The organism is Protofrankia sp. Cas8 (assembly GCF_963555845.1).
Classification (GTDB): Bacteria; Actinomycetota; Actinomycetes; order Frankiales; family Frankiaceae; genus Protofrankia.
In genome coordinates this window covers 7,665-19,052 of the sequence record NZ_CAUVXI010000106.1, presented here as the reverse complement: position 1 = coordinate 19,052, position 11,388 = coordinate 7,665, and the positions used below count along the sequence as shown (strand labels likewise).

The following is an 11,388-nucleotide window of genomic DNA, read 5'->3' as shown; positions in this document are numbered from 1 at the left end:
ATCGTCAACTGAATTCGACATGAGTGCCAGAGCCCCGGTTTCGGGCCCGGTGTAGTCGCACGCCCAACCGAGGGCGACGACATTGGTGCAGTAATAGCGGGATAGTAGATCACAGTGTTCCCAGCTCGGGCGTTTGCCGCCCTCGTACTCTGAGAGGCGCTGCGCGGTCAACGCATCCCATGGTCTACCGATGTCCTCGGCGAGACTCCGGATCTCGTCCGCTGCCCGCGCCAGAGACAGGCCGCGGATCTGGCGTGCATGCTGCAACGGACCGATGGTAACCCTTCGAGGAGGCATCTGACCTTCTCCCATTTGGCCGTCATGTCAAGGCATGTACTCGGAACGTAGCCAACCCCCCCTCCGGAGTCTAAGGACCCGAGGTCACCTGTGGTGAGTCGTTCTTCCTGGTCGGTCCGCGGCGGGGCACCTTGATTCTCGCCGGATTACGTCCCGGCCGGTATTCGCCGGCACCGTATGCGACCTCCGCCGGGTGCCGGGTCCTCGCGACTCAGGTGCACGCGGAGTATCCGGACGGTGATCGTGCGGATCTGCGAACTGCCGCCCCGATGTCACTGGAAACCCTGATTCCCAGCACTTCGAACGAATGGCGGCGACGGGACGTTGTACCTCAGCCTTTATTCATGAGTCCCTGGCGTCGGCCCAGGTCATATTCCCCGTTCACTGGTTCTGAAACATTGCGAGTAGACACTCACTGGGGCCGGTCGTACGCTTCTGTTCGATTTAGTCTTCATGTCGACGCGACCACGGGACGGTGTCGGATGAGCAGAAGAGTTCTTGTATTGGACGCGGCTGGCGAGCTGCGCGGCCAGTTCGAGGACATGAACACCGCATATATGTGGCGTCATGTTCGGGCACAGGAGCCGCAGTCCCCAGAGGATTTGGAAGTTTGGCGGCAGCGCAGCGCCTGCCGGGATGAGGACCCGGAGTTGTTCTTCCCGGTGGGTACCACCGGGCCGGCACGGCGCCAGCTGGAGGAGGCCAAGGCCGTCTGCCGGCGCTGTCTGGTGATCCGCGAGTGCCTGAACTGGGCGCTCGACACCGGCCAGGATGCCGGGGTTTGGGGCGGTTTGGACGAGGATGAGCGTCGGATCCTGCGCCGTCAGCTCGTGAGCGCTCCCGCTCCCCGGGTGCCGCAGTGATCACGAAGACGTTGCCGAGGGCCGTCTCGCCGGTGTTGCTGGCCTGCGCGATGGCGGATTGGCAGCATGCCGCGGCCCGCCTGTGGATCGCCGCACGCGAATATGCCGAGGCTGTGACCTCGGAGAGCGATGTCATGACATCCCTTGCACGGCTGATCGCGGACGGTGCGCCGGAAGGAGAGATTCACCAAGCGCGGGCACTGCTGGCCCATCTGATGGCTATTCGCGCAGAGGCCGGGTGCAGGCTGGGACTGACCGGGCTGCCGGACGAACTCGCTCGTGCGGGCCGCGACCTGCTGTCGGCCGCTCCTCTCGCGCGCAAGCACGCGATCCCCCGGCCGCGCGAGGGCGCTGCCTGATGATTGGACTCCGTGGGACGGCGACAACGGCTGTCGGTCGTCCGCGAGTGCGGGGCAGCGCACCCCGAGGAATGTTCCGTCGAGGTTTCGCCGCATTGACGCGGTGGTGTCGCAACGCGGTCGACCGGCGTACCCGACGCCCGACAACTGTTTCTGCAACGAACTGGTCGGCGCTGCGCCGGTGTTACCTCGGCCGCATCCCCGAGGCTACCGAGAATCCGATCGAAAATCGTCGGAACATAACATCGCGTGGGTCTCCGCCGGGCAGGGCACGGCCTCCGGAGGCGCGAAAAGAGTCATGATCACGCCTTCCTCGGTCTGCAGCTGAGGTCCGCGTGGTCGGAAAAGCTCCCCGGCGCGGTGGCTGACAACAGTCGCGACCCCCGGGTGAGACCCCGGCGCGGGCCATTTACCGCTCCCCTCCGCGGCGCAATGGCCCGCGCCGGCTGGTTAGCTCCTTTCGAGCCTGCGCTGCGGGCTCCTTGCCGCTGCCCGAGTGGTAACACGAGTGGAAACGACGCGACAGGTAACTGACCCGTACTTGCGCACGAGTGACACGAGTGAAAGGAGTCGGCCATGACCAACTGGCATGTACGGTCCTACGACACCACCGATCACACCGCCACGGTTCAACTGCTTGAGGAGGTCAGATCTGACGCGGAAGGGCCGTCGTTTGATCTGACGGACACGGTTCTCGCGTTGCGCGAGGACACTCCCGCTGTCGTCGCCGTCACACCCGACCAGTGCGTCGGCGTTGCGGTCGGGAAATATGAACGAGGACACGCTCGGGTCCTTGCGCTGGCAATCTCGCCCGCATGGCGATACCGGGGCATCGGGTCCGCGCTCCTGCAGGCGCTGGAGAATCAGCTCATTCACGCCGGTCACCGCCGCATCACCACGCTGCTCGGGCCGGGCCAGTTCGGGGAACTAGCCTTCCGGAACAGGGGATTCGCCAAGACCGGGCTCACGCTCTATGAGAAGTACGAGCCGCTGCGGCCGGTTGACGTCACGACCGTGGAGCGCTGGGGCGGTACCCTGCTCACCGCGGCGGAATGGCACAGTCTGGCCGGGATGGCCGAGGGCAAGAAACTGGTGGAACAGCGGCTGCTCCTTCCCATCAAGGAAAACGAGCTGGCCGAGACGTACGGGGTGGTCACACCGACGACCATGCTTCTGTTCGGGCCGCCGGGCACCGGGAAGACGTCGTTCGCGCGGGCCGTGGCGGCGCGCCTGGAATGGCCGTTCGTGGAACTTCTGCCATCCCGGCTGGTCGCGACCGGCGGCGGCAACCTGGCCGGCGAGCTGCGCACGGCCATCACCGAGCTCATGCAGGTCGAACGGGTCGTGGTCTTCATCGACGAGGTGGACGAGATCGCGCAGTCCCGGGACGCGGTCGGGCCGGAGAGCCAGTCCGTGGTGAACGAGCTGCTGAAGGCCATCCCGCAGTTCCGCGGCGCCCCGGGGCGTCTGTTGATCTGTGCGACGAACTCGATCGCGGCGCTGGACCCGGCGTTCATCCGACCTGGCCGCTTCGACCTTGTTCTTCCGGTCGGGCCGCCGGACGCGCCCGGCCGCCGCCTGCTGCTCGACAGGTTCCTCGAGCGGATCGACAACAAGCAGGTCGACATCGAACCGGTTGTCGCGGCCACCGAGCTGTTCACCCCGGCCGATCTTGCTTCTGCCGTGCAACGCGCGGTGGCGGCGGCATTCCACCGCGCGGTCGACAAGGGTGAGCGCCTGCCGGTGACCACCGAAGACCTCCTGGCGGCGGCGCGTTCGTCGCGGCCGACCATCAGCGCCGACGAGCTTGACCGCTTCCGCTCAGACGCCAGGGCCTTCACCCGCAGCTGAAGCTTCCGCCACTGCTGCCCCAGGGCCTGTCTGATGGATATTGGTCGATGCGGGCGATGATCCAGAAGGAGGCCCGCAAGGCGGAGGAGGAGCCGATAGTGGTGTTCTATCGGTGACGACGACAACGTGGCGAGGCGCCTTCTGGGCATCGCCGTTGGGGTCTCCGTTGTCTGCATTGACCCCGATGGTGCACAGTTGATGTGTTCATGTCTACTAGCACCAGTTGTTGTTGTGTTTTGCATGTCTTGCTGTTGGTTTTTGCTGTACCGAGAGGATCGTGCGGACGGGGAGCGTCGAGATGACCATGGCTGTGCAGGCTCACCAGGTTGGGTGAGCCTGCACAGCCGCTGCTTGCGGCTACTTCCCGCCGGTGTCGGACAGCAGGGTCAGCGCGTAGGCCGCCCGGAAGTACTTGTTCGTGCCCAGGTCCGAGATGGTTTTGACGTTCAGTGCCTGATTGAGCAGTTTTCCGTCATCATCGGTCACTCCGGCGAGCGCGCTCACCGGCGCGCGGAGCACCTCGCTGAGGCTCTTGTTCTCCCAGTTCTTGTCCAGCTGCGTGTCAAGGTCTGCGCTGATCGGCATGTTCTGGTTCCCCTTCTCCGGAGGCTGGCCCGTGCGACTACGAGTCTGCGCCGGCGGCGGGGAGATCGCCGGGCGTGCCGGGTCGCCGGGCGCTCTTATCTCTTGAACCCGGCCACCGGGTTGAGCAGGACGTCGCGGTGGCGCCAAGCCAGGCGGAGCAGAGCCGCACCGGCCGGCTGCATGGGTTCGGTGCCGGTCTCGGTGCCGGCGTAGCGCTCGACGGTCTCGGCCGTGAACGGGATGCCCGTGACCGCACCGCTGCCGTCGGACCGGGTGCCGATCACATGACCTTCGGTGTTGGTCGTGACGAGGTTCGCGAACAGCGTGTCGAAGACGTCCGCATCGAAGACCGCGGCTTGGAGCATGTCCACGACGAGCGTGAGGGGGTCGACGCCGGTCCCGAGCCAGAACACCCGCAGCTGTCCGGCGGTTCGAGCCTGCGCCAGGGCGCGGTACAGGGGCCAACTGTCGTAGTCGAGCGGTGCCGTGTCGGTACCGTAGGACTCGTCCGTGCCGAGCAGTTCCTCGGACAGCTCCCGGACGGTTGCCCGCCACAGGTCAAGGTCGTTGGCCTCGTTCCAGGCCGCGTCCGCGGACGGCTGGAACATGCCGACGGGCATCACCTGGTAGAGCCCGCCCCCGCTGGCGACCTTGGTCGGGTCCCGCCAGTGCAGCGGGAAGCTCGCCTGTCCTGATGTGGGGTCACGGCGCAGTACCAGGGTACTGATCGCTGGGAGCAGCGGGCGCCGCCCGCCGTCGAACGGGTCGCCGATGAGCTGGCGCCACGGCAGTTCCGGCCAGCTGACAGGCGGAAGGACCGGTCGTGACCCGCCGGACATCTCACCGGACATCTCACCGGACATCTCACCGGACATTTCGCCGGGCGGCGGTGCCGATCCCACGTCGGTGACCCTGGCCAGGACGGCCCCGGCAAGTTCGTGCGCGGCGGCTTCGCAGATGTTGATGACGTCGAAGTAGGAACCCGGGGCGAACATCAGGCGCCACGGGCTCCCGCCGGCGGGCGGTTCGAGGCCGACGAGCCGGTAGGTCGTGCGGTTCTCCAGCAACCGAGGTGGGTCGAGCGCAGTCAGCGCGTGGGCGTAGGTGGCGAACGGTTGTCCCTGTTGTCCCGGTTCTCCCGTTTGCGGCGGCGCGGGGGTTCGGGTCACCGTTGGTGGCGGGCTCGCTCGCAGGGCCGCGGTCTCGGGTTCGGTTCCGTTGACCTCGCCCGGCGCCACGTCGGTTGTCCACCCCACCTCGACCTCTGCCAGGGGGACGGCCCGGTCCGGGATCCACCCCGGCGGCGCGAGCAGGGGTGTACCAGCCACCCGTGCCGACAGCGGGTACAGCTCACCGGCGAGCCGGGTCAGCCGGTGGCGGTGGCTGTTGAGGAACCGTCGGACGGTCCGCCACTGTTCGTGAGCGACCTGGCTGTCCCGGTCATCCACGCCTTGCCGTGGCCGTTCTGTCCCCTGCACGGGCCGATCCTCTCCCACCCGCGGATCCTCCCCTCCCACCGGTGGATGGCGGTCCGGGACGCCCTCGCGGTTTTGGTGGGAGCCGCGGCACAAGTAGCGTTCCACTGGTGGTCGTATTGTGGTCAACGGCGCTTCCTCGTTCGTTGGTTGTGGGCATGATGAGGACAATGCGGACACGTGGAAGCGCGGTCGTGGCGGCTGACGGAGGTCTGCCCGGCCTGCTGGGCCTGCTCGTGGTCGCCGATGTCGTCATCCCCGGGATCAACCTGACCGGCTTCTACGGGCTGGTGCCCTTGATCGCCTCCGCTACCGGCTCAACGGTGGTCACCGTTGCCGTCGGGCTCGCGGCGGTTGCCGCTGCCGTGGCATCGGGCACGTGGGACCATCGGTTCGGTACCGGGCAGCATGTCGCCGCGTGCGTGCTGGTCACCGTCCAGGCCGCGGTTGCGGTCTACGTTGCGGTGACAAGGCAGCACAGGGAACGGGAGCTGGGACGCGTCCGCGTCGTGGCCGAGGTGGCCCAACGCGCGCTGCTACCGGTGGTACCCGCCACCGTCAACGGGGTCGCGTTCGCCGCTCGATACCTGTCCGCCGCGGCCGAGACCCTTGTCGGTGGGGACCTCTACGAGGTCGTGACCGCATCGGGCGGCACCCGAATGATCATCGGGGATGTGAAGGGCAAAGGCCTACCCGCGGTCCGGCTGACCACGGTCGTCCTGGGTGCGTTCCGTGAGGGAGCCGCCAACCACCCGGAGCTCGAGGGGATTGCCGGGGCCTGCGCCCGGGCGGTTTCGCGAGAAGCGGGCGCCGAGGACTTTGTCACGGCCCTGCTCGTCGACATCCATTCGGACGGGACGTTGCGGTTGATCTCTGCTGGGCATCCACCGCCGATCCTGTTGTCCGGAGAGTCGGCGTACCCGCTGGCGATCATCGATCCCAGCCCCCCGCTGGGTATTGCCGAGGACTTCACGGCGACCATCAGCAGCTGGGCTCCGGGTGACCGGTTGCTGCTGTTCACCGACGGCCTGATCGAGGCACGTGACAGCAGGCGGGCGTTTTTCAGCCTCAATGACCACCTTGCGGAGCTGACAGCGGTCACTCTTGACACGGCGCTGGACGCGTTGGTTGCTCATCTGCACCGTCATGTCGGCGGGAAGCTGCACGACGACCTCGCCCTGCTCATCGCCGAACGGTTGCCCGCACCCGACCGCGCGACCGCGGCAGTCGGTGGGACGCCGGTGACCGCGACCGGATCAGCGTTCTCCGTTTCCCGCCCCGATTCCCTCACCGAAGGATGACCGGATGACGTGTCGGTACCCGCGGGCGGCGTCCGGTCGGCATCGTCCAGCGAACGTTCAGTAATCGATCTCACTCTTTGCGGGTTTGGGGCACGTCGCCACGCCGGGCTGACCGGGGCGGTCGCGTCCGGCGGCGGCATGAACACCGACGACGACCTGCGGCTGGTCGCTGAGCCGACGCCGACCGGCGGTGCCGGTCGGGCTGACCCGGGTTCGTGGCATGTCCGGCCGGTAAAGCACGGGTTTCGGTTGGCGCACCATTCGGGCGGGTTCACGATCCAAGTCATCGGGGTTGGCGACCTGGCCGGTACTGTTTGACACGAGTGGGCGAGAAAGGAGATTTGACAATCGTGGTGTGTCCCACCCGGAAATCTCTGTTTCACGTCGGTAACCGGGCTGGTCCGCCGGCTGGCCGGGAACGGCGCGGTCACCGGGCGGAGTCGAGAGCTCCCGGCTCCCTCCCGCTTGCGTCGGCGGCGGTCCCAGGGATGCGTTACTGATGGCTGATGGTCCAGATCTTTCCGTAAGGACGCTGGGGCCCTGTCGGATCACGTCGCCGCTGGCGCCGTTGATCGGTGACAAGCGAACGACCCAGCATTATGTGGACGAGGATGACCGTGTTCTTCTCGACGACACGTTGTCCATGGTTGCACAACGTGATATGCCCGTCGACGCTCTCCCCGGATTCGAGCCGGCCGGGCCCCGGCGAAAGATTTTCTTTGATCCGTCCAAGACCCGGGTCGGAATTGTCACCTGTGGTGGGTTGTGTCCCGGTCTGAACGACGTCATCCGTGGCCTGGTGTTCGAATTGACCTCGCACTACGGCGTCACCAGAATCTTCGGTTTCCGCAACGGATACCAGGGGTTCATCGCCCAGTACGGCCACAGTGTCCTGGACCTGACCCCCGAGCTCGTCGGCACCATCAACGAGAACGGTGGAACAATCCTCGGAACCTCACGCGGGCAACAGGACCCGGAGGAGATCGTTGACTGCCTGGAACGGATGAGCATCACCATTCTGTTCGTCGTCGGCGGTGACGGCTCGCTGCGCGGCGCGCTTGAGCTTGCCCGGATCGCGCGCGAACGAGGTGACAAGATCGCTATTGTCGGCGTCCCGAAGACGATCGACAACGACATTCCCTACATCGACCAGAGCTTTGGTTTTCAGACGGCGTTCGGGAAGGCGGCCGAGTCGATACGGGCTGCGCACGTCGAGGCGACGTCCTCGCCCAACGGCGTCGGCGTGGTGAAGCTCATGGGCCGGCATTCGGGATTTCTGGCCTGTTACGCGTCGCTGGCGAACAGCGACGCGGACGTGGTGCTCATCCCTGAAGTGCCCTTCGCTTTTGACGGTGACGGTGGGCTCCTGAACTTCCTGCACAGGCGGGTCGAGGAGCGGGGCCATGCCGTCGTCGTCGTCGCGGAAGGCGCCGGCCAGGAACTTCTCGCGCAGGAGGAGCAGGGCCGGGCGCCGCAGGGCAGCGACGCCTCGGGCAACATCAAGCTCCGGGACGTCGGCCAGCTCCTGACCAGGCGGGTCACGGAACATTTCGGCGCGGTGGACATCGAGCTGAATCTGAAATACATCGATCCGAGTTATGTGATCCGCAGCGTACCGGCCAATCCCTACGACAGCGTGTACTGCATCCGGCTGGCGCACGCCGCGGTCCACGCGGCGATGTCCGGCCGTACCGAGATGGTGGTCGGTCGGTGGCGTCGCAGGTTCGTGCACGTCCCGATTCCGCTGGCTATCAGTCACCGCAGTCAGGTTGATCCCGCCGGCGACCTCTGGCTGTCGGTCCTGGAGGCTACCGGCCAGCCGGTTCGCTTCGGCTGACCACCGGATCGCGTGTTCGATGCAGGCCGGTCTACATAGGCCGTTCGACGTAGGCTGAGAGCGTGCCTGCCTATGAATACCGTTGTCGTACCTGCGACACCAGCTTCGAGGTGCGACGTGGCATCACCGAAACAGCCGCTGTTAGCACGCCGTGTCCGACTGGTCACGCCGAGACCAGTCGGGTGTTCACCGCGGTCGCGGTGACCCGCGCGGGTTCGTCGCCGGCTTCCGGGTCGGCTTCGCTGCTGCCTGCCCCGTCGGGTGGCGCCTGCTGCGGCGGTGGCTGCTGTACCTGACTCGGCGCTGTATGGCCCGATGGGCTCCCGCGAAGAACTTCGCGGGAGCCCATCGCTTTTGCCGGATTATCATGCTCTCAGTTTATTTTGGACTATATTTCCCTTATCTGTCGGTATTCTCGATTTAGTCTTTTTGTGCGTCAGGCCCCTGTCGCCGGTTGCTCTAAGGCCAATCTCACACTTGCTGCTCTGTCACGTTGGGCGTCACTTGCTTAGTCTTACTAAGCAAGTTTTCGGGTGAGGCGAGTGGTGTTCGCGGAGGGCTGTCAGGTGCCGGACTCAGATCGCGTCAGACAACGAATTTCGGATGATATCGGGATTGATCGGCTGCCGCCTGCGGCTGATCAATCCCCTGTACCAGGTCCCCGCTACAAGTGGATCGCCCTGTCCAATACCACGCTCGGTCTCCTGATGGCGACGGTGAACGGATCGATCGTTCTGATCGCCCTGCCGGAGATCTTCCGTGGGATCGACATCAACCCGCTGAGCCCGGGTAACACCAGTTACCTGCTGTGGATGATGATGGGCTTCCTCGTCGTCACCGCTGTGCTGGTGGTGACGTTCGGACGGCTCGGCGACATGTACGGCCGCGTCCGTATGTACAACCTGGGTTTTGCGATCTTCACCGTCTCCTCGATCCTGCTGGCCGTCACCTGGATGCACGGCACTGCGGCCGCTCTCTGGCTGATCGGCTGGCGGATTGTGCAGGGCGTGGGCGGGGCGTTCCTCTTCGCGAACTCCACGGCGATCCTGACCGACGCCTTTCCGGCCCGCCAGCGTGGTTTGGCGTTGGGTATAAACGTGGTCGCCGGCATCTCCGGCACGTTCCTGGGCCTGTTGCTCGGTGGCCTGCTTGCCCCGATCAGCTGGCACTGCGTCTTCCTGGTGTCGGTACCGTTCGGGGTTCTGGGTACCTTCTGGGCCTATACGAGCCTCCAGGACAGCGGTGTGCGCCGACGCACGACGATGGACTGGTGGGGGAATATCACGTTCGCCGTCGGGCTGATCGCGCTGCTCGTCGGCATCACCTACGGCATTCAGCCTTACGGCGGGCACACGATGGGCTGGACCAACCCCTGGGTGCTCGCCGCGGTGATCGGTGGCGTGGTCACGCTGGTTGTGTTCACGATCATCGAGTCGACGGTGGTCGAACCGCTGTTCCATCTGAGTCTGTTCCGGATCCGGTCGTTCTCCGCCGGCAACGTGGCAAACCTGCTGGCGTCACTCGGTCGCGGTGGGCTCCAGTTCGTCCTCCTCATCTGGCTACAGGGAATCTGGCTGCCCCAGCACGGCTACAGTTTCACCGACACCCCGCTGTGGGCGGGAATTTACCTGGTTCCGTTGACGGTCGGCTTCCTGGTGGCCGCACCGATTGCCGGGGTGCTGTCCGACCGTTTCGGCGCCCGGATGTTCACGGTGGGCGGCCTGGCGATCGTCATTGTGAGCTTCGCGTTGTTCATGTCCATCCCGGTGAACTTCTCCTATCCGGTGTTCGCGTTGATCCTGCTGGTCAACGGCGTCGGTACCGGCCTGTTCTCCTCGCCGAACCGGGCCGATGTGATGAACGGATTGCCGGCGAACACCCGGGGAGTCGGCGCGGGTATGGCTGCCACGTTCCAGAACGCCGCGTTCGTTCTTTCGATAGGCCTGTCGTTCACTCTGATCGTCATCGGGCTTTCCCGCAGCCTGCCGTCGACCATGCTCAACGGTCTCGTGGACCAGGGTGTGCCGGCATCGACCGCGCAGGCGGCATCCGCACTCCCGCCGATCGGGGTGCTGTTCTCGGCCTTTCTCGGGTACAACCCGATGGAGCAGATCCTCGGGCCGCAGACGCTGTCAGCTCTGCCCGACTCGGGCGCCTACGTGACCGGCCGGGCCTTTTTTCCCAACTTGATCTCTGGGCCGTTCTCGGATGGTCTCGTCGCCGCCTTCGTGTTCTCGATCACGATGCTGTTGATCGCCCTGGTCGCATCCTTCATGGCGGGGCCCGGCCGCAGGGCACAACCCGGGCTCGACGACGCGGAGATGGCGGGCGTACATCCGCAGGACTCAGACGCGGGCGCAGGCCTGATCCCCGCACGCCGTTCGCAGGACACGGCGGCATCCGGTCATTCCCGGTGACTACCGCCGGGTTCACCGGGCCGTCGGGCGACCGGTACGCTGCCGTCGGTCGCCCGGCCTATGCGGTGGTCGCCTGGGCCTTCGGTCGGGTCTGGGGCACCGAATGCTGCCAGTCGGCCAGCAACGTCCGAATGCCGGTAACCAGCAGTAGGGGCTGGTCCAGCATGACATGATGCCCCGCCAGCGGGATTTCGATAACCGGCGCGACCCGCCCCAGCAGCTCGTACATCTCGGTGCCGATATCCGGTGTTATCAGACCGTGCTCGGCCCGGAACAGCGCGACGCGGCAGCGGACCTCCTTGAGAATCTGCGGCGACGGCCGGCGTCCCCGGAAAATGCCCGGATCAAATTTCCAGGTCCAGCCTCCCTCGACCGCACCCATGGACGTCCGCGCCACGTGGTT

Annotated in this window: 12 protein-coding genes; 8 read left to right on the top strand and 4 right to left on the bottom strand. The window is 65.8% G+C overall.

Going from position 1 to position 11,388, the window contains the following annotated elements; translation table 11 throughout:
• Nucleotides 1–297, bottom strand: a 297-nt coding sequence (locus U9977_RS15875; RefSeq protein ID WP_322750040.1) for a helix-turn-helix transcriptional regulator, incomplete at its 3' end; no start/stop codon positions are given.
• 557 nt (nt 298–854) lie between these two features.
• Between U9977_RS15875 and U9977_RS15870 the strand changes: the two genes are divergently transcribed.
• The 3 genes from U9977_RS15870 to U9977_RS15860 all read left to right on the top strand — a co-directional run bounded on the left by U9977_RS15870 (nt 855) and on the right by U9977_RS15860 (nt 3,370).
• Nucleotides 855–1,160, top strand: coding sequence for a WhiB family transcriptional regulator (locus U9977_RS15870; RefSeq protein ID WP_322750043.1), 306 nt, complete (start codon nt 855–857; stop codon nt 1,158–1,160).
• Nucleotides 1,157–1,519 carry a hypothetical protein gene (locus U9977_RS15865; RefSeq protein WP_322750039.1) on the top strand — a complete coding sequence of 121 codons (363 nt, stop codon included), beginning with the start codon at nt 1,157–1,159 and terminating at the stop codon, nt 1,517–1,519. The genes U9977_RS15870 and U9977_RS15865 overlap by 4 nt, the downstream gene beginning before the upstream one ends.
• A gap of 576 nt (nt 1,520–2,095) precedes the next feature.
• Nucleotides 2,096–3,370 carry a bifunctional GNAT family N-acetyltransferase/ATP-binding protein gene (locus U9977_RS15860; protein WP_322750038.1) on the top strand — a complete coding sequence of 425 codons (1,275 nt, stop codon included), beginning with the start codon at nt 2,096–2,098 and terminating at the stop codon, nt 3,368–3,370.
• A gap of 357 nt (nt 3,371–3,727) precedes the next feature.
• On the opposite strand, the gene U9977_RS15855 is transcribed toward U9977_RS15860, so the two are convergent.
• Nucleotides 3,728–3,955, bottom strand: coding sequence for a hypothetical protein (locus U9977_RS15855; RefSeq protein WP_322750037.1), 228 nt, complete (start codon nt 3,953–3,955; stop codon nt 3,728–3,730).
• A gap of 95 nt (nt 3,956–4,050) precedes the next feature.
• Nucleotides 4,051–5,451: a transcriptional regulator gene (locus tag U9977_RS15850; protein WP_322750036.1), complete on the bottom strand. Its 1,401-nt coding sequence runs from the start codon at nt 5,449–5,451 to the stop codon at nt 4,051–4,053.
• A gap of 149 nt (nt 5,452–5,600) precedes the next feature.
• Between U9977_RS15850 and U9977_RS15845 the strand changes: the two genes are divergently transcribed.
• The 5 genes from U9977_RS15845 (at nt 5,601) to U9977_RS15825 (ending at nt 10,985) form a co-directional block, all read left to right on the top strand.
• Nucleotides 5,601–6,731 (top strand): PP2C family protein-serine/threonine phosphatase, encoded by a 1,131-nt coding sequence (locus U9977_RS15845; protein ID WP_322750035.1) that lies wholly within the window; start codon nt 5,601–5,603, stop codon nt 6,729–6,731.
• A gap of 9 nt (nt 6,732–6,740) precedes the next feature.
• Nucleotides 6,741–7,049: a hypothetical protein gene (locus tag U9977_RS15840; protein ID WP_322750034.1), complete on the top strand. Its 309-nt coding sequence runs from the start codon at nt 6,741–6,743 to the stop codon at nt 7,047–7,049.
• Nucleotides 7,050–7,230: 181 nt separating this feature from the next.
• Nucleotides 7,231–8,568, top strand: a complete 1,338-nt coding sequence (locus tag U9977_RS15835) for an ATP-dependent 6-phosphofructokinase (RefSeq protein ID WP_322750033.1) — start codon at nt 7,231–7,233, stop codon at nt 8,566–8,568.
• Between the two features lie 62 nt (nt 8,569–8,630).
• Nucleotides 8,631–8,864 (top strand): zinc ribbon domain-containing protein, encoded by a 234-nt coding sequence (locus U9977_RS15830; RefSeq protein WP_322750032.1) that lies wholly within the window; start codon nt 8,631–8,633, stop codon nt 8,862–8,864.
• 411 nt (nt 8,865–9,275) lie between these two features.
• Nucleotides 9,276–10,985: an MFS transporter gene (locus U9977_RS15825; RefSeq protein ID WP_322766452.1), complete on the top strand. Its 1,710-nt coding sequence runs from the start codon at nt 9,276–9,278 to the stop codon at nt 10,983–10,985.
• Nucleotides 10,986–11,043: 58 nt separating this feature from the next.
• Here the strand turns inward: U9977_RS15825 and U9977_RS15820 are convergent.
• Nucleotides 11,044–11,388 (bottom strand): alpha/beta hydrolase (locus U9977_RS15820; protein WP_322750031.1); only part of this gene is annotated, 345 nt, incomplete at its 5' end.